The organism is Streptomyces sp. AcH 505, assembly GCF_000818175.1.
Taxonomy (GTDB): Bacteria; Actinomycetota; Actinomycetes; order Streptomycetales; family Streptomycetaceae; genus Streptomyces.
In genome coordinates, this window is the sequence record NZ_JTIY01000001.1 from 6,214,609 (window position 1) to 6,231,691 (window position 17,083).

At 71.0% G+C, this 17,083-nt stretch carries 20 protein-coding genes and 1 pseudogene; 11 read left to right on the forward strand and 10 right to left on the reverse strand.

Going from position 1 to position 17,083, the window contains the following annotated elements:
- Nucleotides 1-46 precede the first annotated feature (46 nt).
- From HY68_RS27650 to HY68_RS27670, 5 genes are all read left to right on the forward strand, one after another.
- On the forward strand, nt 47-1,000 hold the full coding sequence (locus HY68_RS27650) for a carbohydrate kinase family protein (protein WP_041993800.1): 954 nt from the start codon (nt 47-49) through the stop codon (nt 998-1,000).
- Complete coding sequence (locus HY68_RS27655) at nt 1,000-2,310, forward strand: alpha-glucosidase/alpha-galactosidase (protein ID WP_041993804.1); 1,311 nt, start codon at nt 1,000-1,002, stop codon at nt 2,308-2,310. Before HY68_RS27650 ends, HY68_RS27655 begins: the two co-directional genes overlap by 1 nt.
- 37 nt (nt 2,311-2,347) lie before the next feature.
- Nucleotides 2,348-3,550: a Gfo/Idh/MocA family oxidoreductase gene (locus HY68_RS27660; RefSeq protein WP_041993807.1), complete on the forward strand. Its 1,203-nt coding sequence runs from the start codon at nt 2,348-2,350 to the stop codon at nt 3,548-3,550.
- Nucleotides 3,551-3,611: 61 nt separating this feature from the next.
- On the forward strand, nt 3,612-4,496 hold the full coding sequence (locus tag HY68_RS27665) for an SIS domain-containing protein (RefSeq protein WP_041993809.1): 885 nt from the start codon (nt 3,612-3,614) through the stop codon (nt 4,494-4,496).
- A gap of 151 nt (nt 4,497-4,647) precedes the next feature.
- Nucleotides 4,648-5,490: a class II fructose-bisphosphate aldolase gene (locus HY68_RS27670; protein WP_041993813.1), complete on the forward strand. Its 843-nt coding sequence runs from the start codon at nt 4,648-4,650 to the stop codon at nt 5,488-5,490.
- 15 nt (nt 5,491-5,505) lie between these two features.
- On the opposite strand, the gene HY68_RS27675 is transcribed toward HY68_RS27670, so the two are convergent.
- The gene (locus tag HY68_RS27675; protein ID WP_041993816.1) at nt 5,506-5,979 is read right to left on the reverse strand and encodes a hypothetical protein; all 474 of its coding nucleotides are present in this window, start codon (nt 5,977-5,979) and stop codon (nt 5,506-5,508) included.
- Nucleotides 5,980-6,145: 166 nt separating this feature from the next.
- Entirely contained in the window at nt 6,146-6,523 is a 378-nt protein-coding gene (locus tag HY68_RS27680; RefSeq protein WP_041993819.1) for a helix-turn-helix domain-containing protein, read from the reverse strand.
- 105 nt (nt 6,524-6,628) lie between these two features.
- On the opposite strand from HY68_RS27680, the gene HY68_RS27685 reads away from it, so the two are divergent.
- Both HY68_RS27685 and HY68_RS27690 read left to right on the forward strand, forming a co-directional pair.
- Complete coding sequence (locus HY68_RS27685) at nt 6,629-6,991, forward strand: DoxX family protein (protein WP_041993822.1); 363 nt, start codon at nt 6,629-6,631, stop codon at nt 6,989-6,991.
- 183 nt (nt 6,992-7,174) lie between these two features.
- Nucleotides 7,175-7,840 carry an SUMF1/EgtB/PvdO family nonheme iron enzyme gene (locus tag HY68_RS27690; protein WP_041993825.1) on the forward strand — a complete coding sequence of 222 codons (666 nt, stop codon included), beginning with the start codon at nt 7,175-7,177 and terminating at the stop codon, nt 7,838-7,840.
- Nucleotides 7,841-7,845: 5 nt separating this feature from the next.
- On the opposite strand, the gene HY68_RS27695 is transcribed toward HY68_RS27690, so the two are convergent.
- On the reverse strand, nt 7,846-8,769 hold the full coding sequence (locus HY68_RS27695; RefSeq protein ID WP_198533356.1) for a PD40 domain-containing protein: 924 nt from the start codon (nt 8,767-8,769) through the stop codon (nt 7,846-7,848).
- A gap of 108 nt (nt 8,770-8,877) precedes the next feature.
- On the opposite strand from HY68_RS27695, the gene HY68_RS27700 reads away from it, so the two are divergent.
- On the forward strand, nt 8,878-9,759 hold the full coding sequence (locus HY68_RS27700; RefSeq protein ID WP_041993828.1) for an alpha/beta hydrolase: 882 nt from the start codon (nt 8,878-8,880) through the stop codon (nt 9,757-9,759).
- Between the two features lie 10 nt (nt 9,760-9,769).
- On the opposite strand, the gene hpnH is transcribed toward HY68_RS27700, so the two are convergent.
- Nucleotides 9,770-10,774, reverse strand: coding sequence for an adenosyl-hopene transferase HpnH (hpnH, locus tag HY68_RS27705; RefSeq protein ID WP_041993831.1), 1,005 nt, complete (start codon nt 10,772-10,774; stop codon nt 9,770-9,772).
- An 85-nt stretch (nt 10,775-10,859) separates the two neighbouring features.
- Here hpnH and HY68_RS27710 point away from each other — a divergent pair, with 85 nt between their 5' ends.
- Nucleotides 10,860-11,513 (forward strand): TetR/AcrR family transcriptional regulator, encoded by a 654-nt coding sequence (locus tag HY68_RS27710; protein ID WP_041993834.1) that lies wholly within the window; start codon nt 10,860-10,862, stop codon nt 11,511-11,513.
- 45 nt (nt 11,514-11,558) lie between these two features.
- On the opposite strand, the gene HY68_RS27715 is transcribed toward HY68_RS27710, so the two are convergent.
- The 5 genes from HY68_RS27715 to HY68_RS27735 form a co-directional block, all read right to left on the reverse strand.
- Nucleotides 11,559-12,386: an MOSC N-terminal beta barrel domain-containing protein gene (locus tag HY68_RS27715; RefSeq protein WP_041997351.1), complete on the reverse strand. Its 828-nt coding sequence runs from the start codon at nt 12,384-12,386 to the stop codon at nt 11,559-11,561.
- A gap of 64 nt (nt 12,387-12,450) precedes the next feature.
- Complete coding sequence (locus HY68_RS27720; protein WP_241778699.1) at nt 12,451-13,230, reverse strand: ABC transporter permease; 780 nt, start codon at nt 13,228-13,230, stop codon at nt 12,451-12,453.
- A gap of 41 nt (nt 13,231-13,271) precedes the next feature.
- A complete protein-coding gene (locus tag HY68_RS27725; RefSeq protein WP_041993836.1) occupies nt 13,272-14,057 on the reverse strand; it encodes an SAM-dependent methyltransferase in 786 nt (261 codons plus the stop codon).
- Nucleotides 14,058-14,133: 76 nt separating this feature from the next.
- The gene (locus HY68_RS27730; protein WP_041993839.1) at nt 14,134-14,328 is read right to left on the reverse strand and encodes a CDGSH iron-sulfur domain-containing protein; all 195 of its coding nucleotides are present in this window, start codon (nt 14,326-14,328) and stop codon (nt 14,134-14,136) included.
- 58 nt (nt 14,329-14,386) lie between these two features.
- Complete coding sequence (locus HY68_RS27735; protein ID WP_041993842.1) at nt 14,387-15,400, reverse strand: iron-containing redox enzyme family protein; 1,014 nt, start codon at nt 15,398-15,400, stop codon at nt 14,387-14,389.
- Between the two features lie 114 nt (nt 15,401-15,514).
- Here HY68_RS27735 and HY68_RS27740 point away from each other — a divergent pair, with 114 nt between their 5' ends.
- Nucleotides 15,515-16,345 carry a SigB/SigF/SigG family RNA polymerase sigma factor gene (locus HY68_RS27740; RefSeq protein WP_041993845.1) on the forward strand — a complete coding sequence of 277 codons (831 nt, stop codon included), beginning with the start codon at nt 15,515-15,517 and terminating at the stop codon, nt 16,343-16,345.
- Between the two features lie 40 nt (nt 16,346-16,385).
- Here HY68_RS27740 and HY68_RS27745 read toward each other — a convergent pair whose 3' ends face one another.
- On the reverse strand, nt 16,386-16,736 hold the full coding sequence (locus HY68_RS27745; protein ID WP_107070229.1) for a DUF6479 family protein: 351 nt from the start codon (nt 16,734-16,736) through the stop codon (nt 16,386-16,388).
- Between the two features lie 104 nt (nt 16,737-16,840).
- On the opposite strand from HY68_RS27745, the pseudogene HY68_RS44130 reads away from it, so the two are divergent.
- Nucleotides 16,841-17,083, forward strand: a pseudogene (locus HY68_RS44130) (hypothetical protein); the annotation flags it as partial.

The following is a 17,083-nucleotide window of genomic DNA, read 5'->3' on the forward strand; positions in this document are numbered from 1 at the left end:
GCCGCAGAGACCGCGGCAGCCCATGACCACTCGCCCAGGAAGCCCGATGCCGCACACCTTCGACCTTCTCGTCATCGGAGACGTCAATCCCGATGTCGTGCTCGGTCCCCTCGACGAGCCGCTCGCCTTCGGGCAGCGCGAACAACTCGTCCCCACCGGCGTACTCACCCTCGGCGGCTCCGCCGCGATCATGGCCTGCGGGGCGGCGAGGCTCGGTCTGAGCGTCGCCGTCGCCGGCCGGATCGGCGACGACGACGCGGGACGCTTCGTACGCGCCGCCCTGGAAGCGCGCGGCGTCGACACCACCGCGCTGCGTACCGACCCGGACCTGCCGACCCCGCTCACCGCCGTGATCGCACGCGCCGACGACCGCGCCATCATCACGGCCGCCGGGACCCTCGCCGCCACCGGACCCGACGACATACCGGAGGACTTGCTCACCACCAGCCGGCATGTGCACGCGGCGTCCTACTTCCTGCTGCCGAAACTCGCGGCGGCCCTGCCCGGCATACTGCGCACCGCCCGCGCCCACGGCGCCACGACGTCGCTGGACACCAACGACGACCCCTCGGGGCGCTGGGACCCGGCCGGGATCGCCGCCGTCCTGCCCGTCCTCGACTTCCTGCTGCCCAACGCACAGGAAGCGCTCGCACTCGCCGGACAGCCGCACGGCACACCGGAGTCCGCCGCGCGCCAACTCGCCTCCCGGGGACCACTCGTCGTCGTGAAGAACGGCGCCGAAGGCGCCCTCGCACACGACGGCGCCACCGTACGGACCACCCGCGGCGTCCCCGCGGTGCCGCGGGACACCGTCGGCGCCGGTGACAGCTTCGACGCCGGGTACATCGCCGCCGTCCTCGCCGGTGAGCCCCCCGCACGGGCCCTCGAACTCGCCGCCGTCTGCGGCTCCCTGTCCACCCGCGCCCACGGCGGCACCGCCGCGCAGCCCACCTGGGACGAGGCTGTCGCAGCCGCCGCCCACAACGGAAAGAGCCAGTGATGACCGCCAAGAAGATCGTGTTCATCGGCGCAGGCAGCGTCGTCTTCACCCAGGGGCTCCTCGCCGACATCTTCGCGTTCCCCGAACTGAAGGACGTGCACATCGCCCTGCACGACATCGACGCCGAGCGGCTGGCGACCGCGCACGGCGCCGCGCGCGTCATCGCGGCCGATCGGAGCGCGGCCCCGCACATCACCGCCCACGCCGACCGGCGGGAAGCCCTCGAAGGCGCCGACTTCGTCATCAACATCATCCAGGTCGGTATGGGTGAGTCGACCAGGACCGACTTCGAGGTGCCCGCGCGCTACGGCCTGCGCCAGACCATCGGCGACACCATCGGCATCGGCGGCATCTTCCGCGCCCTGCGCACCTTCCCCGTGCTCAAGGCGCTCGGCGAGGACATCGCCGCCGTCTGCCCGGACGCCTGGCTGCTGAACTACACCAACCCGATGGCGATGAACGTCCAGTACCTGACCCGGGCGACCGGACTCACCCGTGTGGTGGGCCTGTGCCACTCGGTGTACTGGACCATGCGCGACCTGGCGGACCTGGTCAAGGTGCCCTACGAGGAGATCAGTTACCACGCGGCCGGCGTCAACCACCAGGCGTGGGTGCTGCGTTTCGAACACCAGGGCATCGACCTCTACCCCCGGCTCGACGCGCTGATCGCCGAGGACGAGCAACTGCGCCGCCGGGTACGGGTCGACATGTACCGCCGGCTCGGCCACTACCCGACCGAGACCAGCGAGCACTCCAGCGAGTACGTGCCCTGGTACCTGCACCACGACAGCGAGATCGACCGGCTGCGGCTGCCGGTCGGCGCCTACCTCGGCATCGTGGACGAGAACGTCGCGGCGTACGAGGAGACCCGCCGCGCCCTCGCTGCGGGCGAACCGCTGCCCGTCGAGGCCACGATGGAGTACGCGCCGCAGGTCATCCACAGCATCACCACCGGCACCCCGCGCACCGTCTACGGCAACGTCCCCAACCACGGGCTGATCGACAACCTGCCCGCCGAAGGCACCGTCGAAGTGCCCTGCCTGGTCGACAGCCTCGGCGTGCAGCCCACCCGGGTCGGAGCCCTGCCCGCGCAGTGCGCCGCGCTCAACCGTACGTATCTGAGCATGAACGACCTCGTGGTACGGGCCGCCGTCGAGGACGACCCGCGGCACATCCGGCACGCCGCCATGACCGACCCGGCCACCGCCGCCACGCTCACCGTCGAACAGATCTGGGACCTGTGCGACGACATGGTGCGCGCGCACGAACACCTGCTCCAGCCGTCGCTGCGCGTCACCCTCGGCCACTGAAGTCCCCCACGATCCGACCGGAAGGCTGCGAGAAACGATGAGTGAACTGCGCGTGGGCGTCGTCGGCATCGGCCAGCGGGCCCCGCTGGCGGCCGGCGCAAACCGGCCGGGCGTCGCGCGGGTGGTGTCGTGCGCCGACCCCTCGCCGCGCGGCAGGGCCGACGCCGTCGACCTGTTCGGCGCCGGCGTCACCGTGCACACCGACTACCACGACATGGTGGACGACGGGCTCGACGCGGTCTTCGTCCTCACCCCCGACGACCGGCACGTCGAACCCAGCCTGTTCTTCCTCACCGCGGGCGTGCCGGTCTTCGTGGAGAAGCCGCTGGCCATCACCCTGGACGACTGCGACCGGCTGCTGCGCGGTGCCTTCGACTCGGGCACCCGCCTCTACGTCGGCCACAACCTCCGCCATCTGCCCGTGCTTCGCCGGATGCGGGAGATGATCGACGAAGGACTCGTCGGCCAGGTCCGTTCGGTGTGGTGCCGGCACTTCGTCGGCCATGGCGGCGACTTCTACTTCAAGGACTGGCACGCCGAACGCGCCAGGACCACCGGGCTGTTGCTGCAGAAGGGGGCCCACGACCTCGATGTGATCCACTGGCTGGCCGGCGGCTACTCGCGCGAGGTCGTCGCCATGGGCGACCTGGCCGTGTACGGCACGAACCCCCGCCGTGCGGAGCGGACCGGCTCGTCCGACGAGGACCCGGCGCGGATGCCGGACTGGTTCGACCCCGGCATCTGGCCGCCCTCGGCGCTGACCGGTCTCAACCCGGTCGTGGACGTGGAGGACATCTCCATGATGCTCACCCGCCTCGACAACGGTGTGCTCGCCAGCTATCAGCAGTGTCACTTCACCCCCGACTACTGGCGCAACTACACCGTCATCGGGGACGAGGGGCGGCTGGAGAACTTCGGCGACGGCCTCGACGACGACAACCCGACCGTCAAGGTGTGGAACAGCCGCCGTCACGGCTACCGGTCCGACGCCGACCACACCGAGACCGTCACCGGCGGCAACTCCACACACGGCGGCGCCGACGACCAACTGGTCGGGGAATTCCTCCGGTTCGCCGCCGAGGGCGGCCCGACCCGTACATCACCCGTCGCCGCACGCGAAGCCGTCGCCGCGGGCACCGCCGCCACCGCCTCGCTGCGCGCTTCCGGCGCGCACACCCCCGTACCGCCCCCCGCGCCCGACCTCGTCCGGTACTTCGCCGCCCACCAGGGAAAGCAATAAGGCGGCCGGACCCGCACCCCCGCACACCCCACCACCGAGTCTTCACCGAGGAGTTACGCACATGTCTCTCACCAGCGACGAGATCGCCCGCCAGCCGGACGCCTGGCGCAAGGCCGCCGACGTGGCCGAGGCCGCCGACGGCCTGCCGAAGCGTGGCGAGCGCGTCGCGGTCATCGGCTGCGGCACGTCGTGGTTCATGGCCGAGGCGTACGCCGTCCTGCGGGAAACGGGAGGCTACGGGGAGACCGACTACTTCACGGCCTCCGCCTACCCCGAGGACCGCGACTACGACCGGCTCGTCGCGATCACCCGCTCCGGCACCACGACCGAAGTCCTCGACGTCCTGCGGCGGGCGCGTGAGAGCTGCCCCACCGTGGCCCTCACCGCCGATCTCGACACCCCGGTGGTGAACGCCGCCGACCACATCGTGGACCTGGGCTTCGCCGACGAACGCTCCGTCGTCCAGACGGTGTTCGCGACGACCGCCCTGGCCACCCTGCGCGCCTCGCTCGGCGAGGACATCGAACCGCTGGCCGCGGCGGCGCAGAGCGTGCTCGACGAGCCACTCGCCGAGGAGTGGCTGACCGCCGAGCAGATCACCTTCCTCGGCGACGGCTGGGCCCACGGTGTCGCGCGGGAAGCCGGGCTGAAGATGCGGGAGGCCGCGCAGGCGTGGACGGAGTCGTACCCGAGCATGGAGTACCGGCACGGCCCGATCAGCATCGCCGCACCGAACCGGCTCGTCTGGCACTTCGGCCGGGACACCGGTGAGCTGGCCAAGGACGTCGCCCCCACCGGCGCCACCTTCGTCGACCACCCGCAGGACGCGCAGGTCGACCTGGTACGGGTTCAGCGCCTCGCCGAGGCCGTCGCCCGCGCCAAGGGCCTCGACCCGGACCGCCCGCGCAACCTGACCAGGTCCGTCGTCCTGGCCGCCCGCCCGTAACACCCCGGTCAACGGCCGGGCGCCCGGTGGTCCTTGGACGTCACCGGGCGCCCGGCCGCCGTCCGCACCGGGGACCGGAGCGACGATCCCCAGAAAACCACCGCCCCACCGCATCGCATCCCGGCGCTGCCGTACGCAGGAGCATGACACCGTGTTGACCACCACTTCCGCCCTCGTCACCGCCGCGCACGACGCGCACACCGGCGTCGCCGCCTTCAACGTGATCGCCATCGAGCACGCCGAGGCGGTCGCCGTCGCCGCCGAGGCGACCGGACTGCCGGCCATCCTCCAGATCAGCGAGAACGCGGCGCGCCACCACGGCGACGTCGCCCCGCTCGCCGCTGCCGCCGCCGCGATAGCGCGGGCGAGCAGCGCGGCACTCTCCCTCCACCTCGACCATGTCGAGGACGCCGCCCTGCTGTTCCGCACGGCCGAATGCGGCGCCAGCTCCGTGATGTTCGACGCGTCACGCCGCAGCGACGAGGACAACGTCCGGGCGACGCGTGAGGCGGCCGACTGGGCCCATGCGCACGGCCTGTACATCGAGGCGGAGCTGGGCGAGATCGGCGGCAAGAAGGGCTCGGCGCACACCCCGGGCGTACGCACCGACCCGCAGCAGGCGCGGGAGTTCGTCGAAGCCACCGGGGTCGACGCGCTCGCCGTCGCCGTCGGATCCACCCACGCCATGACGGACCGGACGGCACAGGTCGACCTCGACCTCGTCGCGCGGATCAGTGCGGCGGTGCCGGTGCCGCTGGTCCTGCACGGCTCGTCCGGCGTCCCCGCCGATCTGTTGGCGGCGGCGGTGCGTGCGGGCATGACCAAAATCAACTTCGGCACGATGCTCAACGTCGCGTTCACCGGGGCCGTCCGCGCGGCGCTCGCCGCGTCCCCCGACGCGCACGACCCGCGCCCCTACCTGGCGCAGGCGCGCACGGCGGTCGCCGAGGTCGCCGCCGACTGCCTGCGGACGGTGAGTGGCGGCAACCAGTAACGGGGGAGCGGCACTTCAGGCGGTCATGGCCACGGACGACTTGCCGAGCACGGCGTCGTTCTTGGCCGCCCGCTCGGCGAAGACCACGACCCGCAGCAGGGCGAACCTGCCGACCCCCGCCAGCGCCGAGGCCGACAGATAGACGCTCTGCTCGACCACGGCCGACGGCGCGGACTGCAGGGAGTGCAGGACGAGCAGAGCCCCCGTCGTGAACGCGTAGCTCACGGCGACCGTCAGACCGGACTGCAGATGGACGCTCCAGCCCCGCCGCTCGCTGCGGAAGGAGATCCGGCTGTGCAGCTCGGTCGCGAGCACGGTGGAGACCACACTGATCAGCGCGTTCGCGACGACCATCGACATCCGCCCGCTCAGCAGTACGAGCGCCGCGCTGGAGGCGAGTCCGACTCCGCCGCCACAGACGACGAAGCGCACGAAGGCCGCGACGAGCGGGTGGGCGGTGCTGGTCGGGCGGTGCGCCGGCGCGGTCACGGGGTTCCTCCGGAGGGGGTGTCGAACGATGCCTTGATTCCACCCCAGAACCTACGGACCCCGCGTCCCCCGAACGAACCGGGTGGTCCCCGGACTTGCCTGGGGGTTAACCCCCAGGGATCCCCGAGGCGGACCCCCGCCCCGCGCGGTGGAGCGGACGGAGGTCTCAGGGCTGCCGCGCGTCGTAGGCCGCCTGGCTCCGCTCGATCTGGGGGTTCTTGTCCACGGCCCACTCCGCCAGCGCCACCGCCGGCTCGATCAACGTCCGTCCCGTCGCGGTGAGTTCGTACTCGACCCGGGGCGGCACCTCGGGGAACACCGTACGGGCCACGAGACCGTCCCGCTCCAGATGCCGCACCGTACGTGTCAGCATCCGCTGCGAGATCCCGGGGATCCGCTGCTGCAGCTCGGTGAAGCGCATCCGCTCGCCGTCGAGCGTGGCCACCACCAGCAGCGTCCACTTGTCGCCGATGCGGTCCAGGATGCCGCGGATGGCCCGGCCGCCGTCGCCGCGGATGAGGCAGGTGTTGCGGTACTTCGACATGGGCGCTCCTGGTTCGCCACGCACACCGGTGTGCCTTTTGTAAGCCGGTCCATAGTCACCGACCATGTGCCTACGCACAACTCGTAACCATGACGGAGGACGGCAATGGAAATCGCCTACTGGATCGTCACCGGCGTCCTGGGACTCTTCTTCCTGTTCGCGGGCGGCAAGAAGGTCGCGCAGTCCAAGGAGCGGCTGGCACCCATGATGGGCTGGGTCGACACGGTCCCGATGTGGGTGGTCCGTGGCATCGGTGTCGTCGAGATCCTCGGCGTCGCCGGCCTCGTGCTGCCGCCGCTGACAGGGATAGCGCCCGTCCTGGCGATGGCGGCCGCGATCGGCATGCTCGTCCTCCAGGTGCTGGCAGCCGGCCTCCACCTGTCCAGGGGCGAGGTCAAGGAGACCGGCCTCAACGCCGCCCTGGTCGTACTCGCCGGGGTGGCCGCCTGGCTCGCCACGACCTGGTGAGCCACCGGCTGTCCGCCGGTGGCCGGCTCCAGGGCCTCCCCGAGGAGTTCCTGCCGAGGCGCCGAGTCCCGAACGCCAAGTGACCATGCGGGCCCGTATCGTGAGGCCGACGATCTCGTGACCTTCCCGAACAGAGAGGTGCGCCGCGTGCGTTCGCCGGCCGAAGCTCCCCCTGTCCCCTCGATGATTCCCGTGCCAGGCGGCACGGTCGACCTCAGGGACGACCGGCGGGGCATCTGTTGGCAGGCCGACGTGGCGCCCTTCCTGCTCGGTCGGTATCCGGTCACGGCTGCGCTCCACAGGGCCGTCACCGGAGCGGACGTCAGCCCGTCCACGCCCGCCGACTCGCCGGTGACGAACGTGAGTTGGCTCGACGCGATCGAGGTGTGCAACCGCCTCTCCGAGCTGTCAGGGCTGAGACCGGCGTACTCCCGCGCCGAGGAGAGCGACGAAGTGGCCTGGGACCGGACGTCCGACGGGTACCGGCTGCCGACCGAGGCGGAGTGGCAGTACGCCTGCAAGGGCGGCACCGACGGCTACCGGTACGGGGAGATCGACGACATCGCCTGGTACGACGGCAATTCCGGCGACCGGGTGCACGACGTCGGCGGCAAGGCGCCCAACGCGTGGGGGCTGCACGACATGCTGGGCAACGTCTGGGAGTGGTGCTGGGACCTCTACGACGAGGAGGTCTACGGCGCGTACCGGATCTTCCGCGGTGGCGGCTGGGCCGAGTCGGAGCGGGGCTGCGGAGTGACCGTGCGCCGTCGCAGCCACCCCACCTTCGCCATCGACGACCTCGGGTTCCGGCCCGCCAGGACCGTGGGGACGGTCGTCTCCCGGTCGTGAGCGGATCACCCGGCCCGGCCGTCGAGCGGGTACGAGACGAAGGCGAAGCGCCGGCTGTCCGGGGACCAGCTGTTGACGTTCATCGTGCCCTGACCGCCGAACAGCGGGAACGTGCGCACCGGCACGGCCCAGGCGTCGGTCCGCACCAGTCGTACGGTGACGTCGAGGTTGGCCGGGTGCCCCAGCGTGCCCGGTGGGAACGACACGTACGCGGCGTGCGCTCCGTCCGGTGACAGGTGCGGGAACCAGTCGACGGTGTCGGAGGTGTGCACCCGTCGCAGCACACTCCCCGCGGCGGGCAGCCGCGCGATCTGGGCGTGCCCCGGGGCCTCGGTGAAGGTCTCCGTGTTGCAGTAGATCCACTCGCCGTCGGGGGAGTACTCCGGGCCGTCGAGATGGCCCTCCCCGGTGTCGACGGCCTTGCCGGGCCCGCCGGCCGCCGGCATCAGCGCCAGCCGGCCGGGCGAGCCGTCCGCCCCGCGCGCGATCTCGACGTAGGCGAGGGTCCGACCGTCGGGGCTGACGCCGTGCAGGAAGTGCAGCGTCCCGTCGTCGGCCGTCAGGCGGACGCCCTTGCCCCCGGCGACGGGCGCCGCGTACAGATGTCCGTCCATGCCCGACACGTACACGGTGCGTCCGTCGGGGGAGAGCACATGGTCGTTGTTGATGTCCGGCACCCCGTCGAGCGGGATCTCCGCCAGCCCCGAGGGGGCCTCGACGTCGAGCCGCCACAGCCGTCCCGCGCCGTTGAGCAGCAGACTCCGGCCGTCGTGCGACCAGTTGGGGGCCTCAAGCAGCAATTCGGCCGTCTCGAAGAGCAGTTGCGGCTCGTCGGAGTCGACGGACGCGATCCACACCGCCGTCCGCCGGCCGGCCTCCGCCGTCCGTGGCCGCATGCCGGTGTCCTCGGTGTCCTCGGTGCGGTCCATGGTGTTCTTCCCGTCGGACGGAGTCAGGAGCCTCGGTGATCATTGACAGCGCCGCCCGGCGCTGTCAACCACCGCAGGGCCGGTCGCACTGCCGCGTACGGTGCCGGTATGAACGAGACTGATCTGGAGCTGCCCGACGGTCGCACGGTGCACATCTACGACTCCGGTACGGACCGCGCGGCCGATCCGCTGGTCGTCTTCTGGCACCACGGCACCCCGAACATCGGTGCGCCGCCCGCGCCGCTGTTCCCCGCCGCCGACCGGCTCGGGGTGCGCTGGGTGTCGTACGACCGTCCCGGCTACGGCCGGTCGACCCCGCTCCCGGGCCGGAGCGTGGCGTCGGTGGCCGCCGATGTCGCCGCCGTCACCGCCGCGCTCGGCATCGGACGGTTCGCCGTCATGGGCCACTCCGGCGGCGGACCGCACGCGCTGGCGTGCGCCGCACTGCTGCCGGACCGGGTGTTCGCGGCCGTCAGCGTCGCGGGCCTGGCGCCGTTCGACGCGGACGGGCTCGACTGGTTCGCCGGCATGTCCGACTCGGGCCGCGCGACCCTGGGCGCTGCCGCCGCCGGGCGGGCAGCGAAGGAGGCCCACGAGGCGGACGCCACGTACGACCCGGAGATGTTCACGCCCGCCGACCACGCGGCGCTCGCCGGCGAGTGGTCCTGGTTCGGGGACGTCGTCGGTCCCGCCGTGGCGGCGGGACCCGGCGCGCTGATCGACGACGACTTGGCGTACGTGACGCCGTGGGGCTTCGACCCGGCGCTGATCGAAGCACCGGTCCTGCTGGAGCACGGCGGCGAGGACCGGATCGCGCCCAGCACCCACGGGCAGTGGCTGGCGGCCCACTGCCCGACGGCTGAACTGTGGCTGAGCCCGGCCGACGGACACATCTCGGTCCTCGGCACGGCCGGCGCCGAAGCGCTGGACTGGCTGAGCGAGCACCGGTCGGGCCGAGCGAGCACCGGTCGGACCGACCCGACCCGGTGAGGTGGCCCGGTCAGGTGGTCGTGACGGCGCGCAGACTCTCCTTGAGAGAGCTCATCGTGGCCATCACAGCGGTGGGCTCGAAGCCGCAGTGCGCCATGCAGTTGTCGCAGCGCGGGTCCTTGCCCCGGCCGTAGTTGTCCCACTCGGTGGTGTCCAGCAGCTCCTGGTACGTCTCGACGTACCCGTCCGACATCAGGTAGCAGGGCTTCTGCCACCCCTTCAGGGAGTACGACGGGATCGCCCACGGCGTGCACTCGAAGTCGAGCTTGCCTTCGAGGAAGTCCAGGTACAGCGCCGAGTGGTTGAGCCGCCAGCCCTTGCGCCTGCCGTCGCCGAACGCCTTCTTGAACATGGCGCGCGTCTGCTCGACGCCGAGGAAGCGGTCCTGGTCCGGGGCCTTCTCGTAGGCGTAGCCGGGCGAGATCTGCATCCGGTCGACCTTGAGGTCGTCGTTGAGGTACTGGAGCACGTCGATGACGTCCTGCGGGCTGTCGTTGTTGAAGAAGGTCGAGTTCGTGTAGACCTTGAACCCGGCCGCCTTCGCCTGCTTGATCGCCTCGATCGCCTGGTCGAACACCCCGACCTTGCTGACCGATTCGTCGTGCCGCTCGCGCAGCCCGTCGATGTGGACCATCCACGCGAAGTTGCGGTGCGGCTTGAACTTGTGCAGATGCTTCGGCAGCAGCACGGCGTTGGTGCAGAGCACCACGAACTTGCCCTTCGCCAGGAGCTGGCGCGTCATCTCGTCGATCTGCGGGTGCATCAGCGGCTCACCGCCGGCCAGCGAGACCGTCGGGGCACCGGCCTCCTTGACGGCCTTCATGACCTGCTCGACCGGCATGCGCTGCTTGAGCACGCTGGCCGGGTGCTGGATCTTGCCGCAGCCCGCGCAGCCGAGGTTGCACGCGAAAAGGGGTTCGATCTCCACGACCAGCGGGAACTTCTTCCGCCGGAGGATCTTCTGCTTGATGAGGTAGGTGCCATTCTTGACGGCCAGATTGAGCGGAAGTCCCATGATCGCTGTCTCCAGTTCCCCCGGGCCCCCGGGGTTGGAAGAAGTCCTCTACTAACATACAGACTGTATGAGACAGGATGTAGGTATGCCAGCGGGGAAGAGACGGAGCCGTCGCGCGGAGCACGTCGCGGACACCCGGCGCGCGCTGCTGCGCGCCGCGCGGGAACTCTTCGCCGAGCGCGGATTCGCCGCGACCGGCACCGAGGACATCGTGACCGCTGCCGACGTCACCCGGGGCGCGCTCTACCACCACTTCAAGGACAAGGCCGACCTGTTCCGCGCCGTCATGGCGGAGTGCGCCCAGGAGATGGCGCAGCGGCTGGTCGAGCAGGAGACCGCCCGGGCCGAGCAGCATCCCGGTGACGCCTGGCAGCTGCTGCGCAGCGGCTTCCAGTCCTTCCTCGACGCCTGCAACGACGCCCAGTTCCAGCGGATCGTGCTGATCGAGGGCCCCGCGGTGCTGGGGCACAGCGCGTGGGACGCGCTGGTCGAGGAGCACGGCTACATACTGCTGGCCGAGGCACTGACCGAGGCCGTCCGCGAGGGCAATGTCGACGACCTGCCGGTCGCCCCGCTCACGAGGATGCTGGCCGCACTGATCTCGGAGGCCAGCCTCTACATCGCGGGCGCCGAGGACCATGTCAAAGCCCGCGAGGAAGCGGGTCTGGTCCTGGAGCGGCTGCTGGCCGGTCTCGGCCGCGGCGCGATTGTCGCCCCGGGCGTGTCGCCCGCTACGTAAGGCGAGCCCCGAGCGCTGCGTAAGACAGACCCCGGGACGTCCGGTCTACAGCTCCGTCGGGCCCCAGCCGGTGACCGTCAGCACGTCGCCGACCGACAGCTTGCCCGGCCGTACCACCGCGAACTTGCTGCCGAAGGCCACCCCGCCCCCGGTGGCCCGCCGATAGCCGGCCAGCGTACGCAGCGGCTCAGGACCCGCCTTCGTCCCCTCCCGCTGGTCGACGGTGGTGACGACGCAGCGCACGGCCAGCTTGGTGTAGCCCAGCTCCGTGTCGCCCACCGCGACCCGCCGCACCAGGTCCTCCACATGCGGTTCGTCCCAGCCGTCGACGACGACATTCGGCCGGAACCGGTCCATCGGCAGCGGCGGCGCGTCCCGCTCCGCCATCCGCGCGTTGAGCAGGTCGAGCGAGGCGCGGGAGACGACATGGACGGCCGAGCTGTCGGCGTACCCGGAGGTCCCCGGCGTCTGCCCGTCCGTCACCCGGTCGTGCTCGGGCGGTACGCGCACCAGCCTGCACGCCACGCCGAGCACCGTGGACAGCCAGTCGGCGACCGCTCCGCCCTGGTCGATCCCCCGGTAGGGGGTGCCGAACATCTCGACCGTCCTGCGCGGCGCCGTGAGATCCACGTCGACGACCACGTCGCCCGCCCCCTCGGCGCGCAGCGTGAGCCGCTCACCGTCGGCGCTCACGTACGGACGGATCAGCGCCATCCCGGGATCGCGCCGCTGGGTCCGGAACACGCCCTCGTCGTCGACGACCAGGAAGCTGCGGTCGTGCGCGAGCCCGGCGGGCGTCATGAGGGCATCGTCCAACGGGACGCCCGCGCAGCCCTTCACGGGGTAATGGGTCAGCTCGACAACGGTGGCCACAGGCGCCATCTTCGCCCATTCCCGGCCGTTCCCGCCGTGCTTTTCCGCACACCGTCCACGGGGCTCAGCTGTTGGCGGGCCGGTGCAGACGACCGCGTGCGACCAGTTCGATCGTCACCGTCACGGCCACGGACTGGACCGCCATCAGCGCGATGAGGACGAACAGCTGGACCGCCCCCGCCATGACGGGTGTCGCGCCGCCCAGCAGCATGCCGACGAACGCGCCGGGCAGGGTCACGAGACCGACCGTACGGGTCTGGTCGAGGCCCGGCAGCAGTGCGTCGGAGGCCGCGGGGCGGGCGATCTCCAGGCGCGCGTCCCGGTCGAGGAAACCGAGCGCCATGGCGGCCTCCACCTCGCCGTGCCGCAGCGCCAGCTCGTCCAGGGCGCGCCGGCCCGCCAGTACGGTCGCGGTCAGCGCGCCGCCCAGCAGGATGCCGGTGATCGGGATGAGCGCGATGCCCTTGACGGGCACGAGCCCGGTGAGCAGCAGCGCCGCCACCACCGGGGCCACCCCGACAGCGATCGGCGCCGACGTCCGCCACCAGGAGCTGTCGGCGGTGATCCGGCGGCCCGCCGTGCGTACGGCCGCCACGAACATGACCAGCAGGAACGCGATCAGTCCCGCCAGGGAGCGCATCACCCACGTGATGAGGAAGGAGACGGCGGCGAGCTGGACCGCCGCCCGTAATCCGGCGACCGCGATCTCACGCGAGCGGCCGGCCCCGGAGCCCGGTCCGAGGTGGAACCGCGCCGCCACCACGACCGCCACCATCAGCAGCACGGCGAGCAGCACGCCCAGCGTGGTGTTGACGGGCAGCAGGGAAGCCGCGATGACGGTCACGGGCCACTTCCCTTCTCAGGGGACCTCCTCGGCGGGCCTCCTCAGCGGACGCGGGCCACTCCGACGTAGAAGCCGCTCAGCTCCTCCTTGGGAGCCGGGGTGTCCTGGTACCACTGCGTCGCCGTCACCAGACCGGGCTTCACGAGGTCGAGTCCCGCGAAGAACGGCTCGACCTCGGCGCGGGTGCGCATCCGCAGCGGGATCGCGCCCTCGCGGTAGGTCGTCTTGACCGAACTGGCCAGCTCGGGGTGCTCGTCGGTCGTGCCGTGCGACAGCGTCAGGTAACTGCCGGAGGGCAGCGCGTCCACGAGGCTGCGCGTGATCGCGTACGGGTCTTCCTCGTCGGTGATGAAGTGCATCAGGGCGATCATCGACAGCGCGACAGGACGGCTGAAGTCCAGGAACGTACGGGCATGTTCGAGGATGGAGCCCGCGTCACGCACGTCGGCCTGGATGTAGTCGGTGCCGCCCTCGGGGGTGCTGATCAGCAGTGCTTCGGCGTGCCGCAGGACGATCGGGTCGTTGTCCGCGTAGACGATCCGGGCGGCCGGATTGATCTTCTGCACTATCTGGTGCAGATTCGGCTCGGTCGGAATGCCGGTCCCGATGTCGAGGAACTGGTCGACGCCCTCACCCGCGAGCCAGGCCGCCGCCCGGTGCATGAACGCCCGGTTGCGGGCCGCGTTCTCCCGCGCCGCCTGGGGCAGCTTCTCGCCGACCTGCCGGTCGACCTGGTAGTTGTCCTTGCCGCCGAGCAGCCAGTCGTACACACGCGCCGGATGAGGCTTGCTGGTGTCGACCTGGTCCTTGGGTCTGCCTGTGGTCATGCGAGGGCTCCGGAGCATGTGTGATCAACGAGGTGACGCCGAGAAGCGTACTCGCATCATGCTCCGGCAACGGCTGTCACCTGCGGTGACTGGTGTCGCACCAGGGGTAACGCCTACTGCGCCCGCAGGCGCAGAGCGCCACGCAGAACCGGTCGGACGACACCGTCGTACCGTCCTCCAGCAGCACCTCGACGGGGCCTTCCACCAGGGTGGGGCCCTTGCGCTGGACGCTGACGGGACGGGGCCGCCCGCCGGCGGGGTCGTACGTCATGGCTGACCACCCACTCCTCCTGGAACGTCGAACCTCGAACGTGGAACGCCGGGCGCGCTCACTCGAGTGCGGTACGCAGCGACGTACCGCCCGCCTGCCAGGCGGACAGCAGCCGCTCGCCGAGCCGGTCCTCCAGATAGCCGGTGGCGTCGATGCCGAAGGCGATGTCGGGCGCGAGATGCGGCTCGTCCGCCAGCAGTCCTTCGACGACCTCGTGGCGTACGACCTGCTCGTGCACCGCGTCGGCCTCCACGTGCTCACTGTGGAAGAACACAGCGGCGGGGCCGGCGCCGGTGCGCTCCATCGCCTCGGCGATCCGCCGCGAGCCGGGGGACGAGGTGATCTCGATCGTGGCGAAGTGGCCGACGAGCGCGCCGCGCAGGGCCCGGTGCAGGCCGAGCAGCGACATCAGATTGACCGTGGCCAGGATCTCGGCCGTACCGGCCTCCAGGTAGTGCCCGTACGCCGGATCGAGGTCCAGGTCCGTCATCAGGTCGGCGTAGAGCCGCTGGTGCATGCGCTCGGCCCGGCCCCCGCCGTACTCGTCGAACTCGATCGCCGCCATCCCCGCCTTGGCCCGGCCCCGGAGGCGCGGCAGCACCCAGATGTGCGGATCGGCCTCCTTCAGGTGGTAGAGCGAGCGCTGCGCCGCGTACTCGCGCAGCTGCCACAGCTCGCCCTTGTCGCGCAGGAAGTGCGAGACGCCTGTGCCGTCCACGGGCTCCGTCAGGATCTCCGCCAGTGCCTCGCCGAGGTCGTCGTGGCGCGTCGCGTCGCGGCGCAGAGCCGCCAGGAACCGCGCCTCCAGCGCCGCGCGGACGGCCAGCAGCCCGGGATCCCACTCGCGCTCAGCGGCGACGCCGGCGAACCCCCGGTAATGCAGCTCGTAACAGAGATAGAGCGCGAGTTGGAGATCATCTCCGTAGGGATCGGCGGCGGACACGGTCTCCGCCGAGGGCGCGGCCCCCGAATTGCGGAGCAGCGCGATGACGGCGGCCGAGATTTCTCCCCGGCCTGTCGGCAATTCCGGCTCGGTCCGGCCCGCTGTTCCCCGGGGAAATGTATCTGACATACGCGCCGAGTGCCCCGACCTGCCAGGATTAATCATGGGACGGATCCGGGCCGCGTTTTGGATCGGCGTACTTCGGGCAAACATTTCGTCGTCCTTCGACAGGAGGGTATGTGAATGCCTTCTCGTGTGAGTGGAAATGTCAAATCGAATCATCCGCATGACGATTCCCCCGATACGGCGGATGCCTTCCGCAGGCTGGCGCGGCTGCCCGAGGGCGCCGAGAAGGTCCGCGTCCGGCAGGAGGTCGCCACCGCGTGGCTGCCGCTGGCGCACCGGATGGCGTGCCGCTACCGCAACCGGGGCGAGTCCCTGGAGGATCTGACGCAGGTCGCCTCGCTGGGTCTCGTCAAGGCGGTGAGCCGGTACGACCCGGCGCGCGGCAAGCCGTTCGAGAGCTATGCGATCCCCACCATCGACGGCGAGATCAAGCGCCACTTCCGCGACTACATGTGGAGCGTGCATGTGCCCCGGCGGGTCCAGGAGCTGCGGGCCGGGGTCCGCGTCGCCCGGCAGGAGCTGGCGCAGAGCGTCGGCGGACGGATCCCGACGGCCACCGAGATCGCGGCGCACACCGGGCTGACGGAGCAGGAGGTCATCGACGGCACGCGCGCCATCGACAGCTTCGCCGCTCTCTCGCTCGACGCGGAGTTCCGCGGCCAGGGGGACGACGCCGCGCATTCGCTCTCCGACACGCTGGGCGGCCTCGACCCGGCGCTGGACGTGGTCATCGACCGCGAGGCCGTGCGGCCCGGGCTCGGCTCGCTGCCGGACAGGGACCGGCGGATCCTGTACCTGCGGTTCTTCTGCGGGATGACCCAGAGCATGATCGCCAAGGAGCTGGGCATGTCGCAGATGCATGTGTCCCGGCTGATCAGCGGCTCGTGCACGCGGATCAGGGACGAGATCCTGGACGGGATCCTCGCGGACGACGACGAGTGCGCGTGAGCGCGTGGCCCGGGGACCCGGGGCCGGTGCGGCGGCACGCTCAGCGGAACCCGCCGCTGCCGAAGCTCCCGCCGGAGTCCTCGTTCCACTTCGGGGTCTTCTTCAGTGGCGCCGACCGCGAACCGATCGTGCCGTTGCCCTTCAGCTCGCCCGGCATCAGCCGCTCGTCGGACTCCGGTACTTCGTCCGGTTCGCGGTTCTCCAGGATCTCCCGGACGGGGCCCTCGTCCGGGAGTTTCGTCTGCTCGTCGGGCCGGGGCGGTACGGACTCGTGGTCTCTGATCCTGCGTCCCCACAAGAAGGCGCCGATCAGCACACCGACCACGATCAGGCCCACGATGGGCACGAGAATGGCCGTCACGCCGGGGGAGGACGCTAGATCCCAGTTCATCGTGTTCATGGTGATCGAGTACCCCGAAAAATCGGGTCATACCGCCACATCACGCACCTGCATCGCGCACCCGTACCGCACACCTACGAGATTGGACGTGCCGCATGATCCGCGAAGTACTGGTGGGAGTGGTGTCCGGGCTGCGCAGCCAGCTGGGCACCGCGGCGGTCGCGCTGACGACGGACGCGGCGGAGACGTCCCGCCCGGCGGCCCTCCTCGCCTCCCGGCCGGCCACGGCGCTCGCCTCCGTGGGCGCCGTGGGCGAGCTGGTGGGCGACAAGCTTCCGCGGACCCCGAGCAGGCTCGCCCCGGCCGGGCTGGTGCCCCGGACGCTGTTCGGCGGGCTG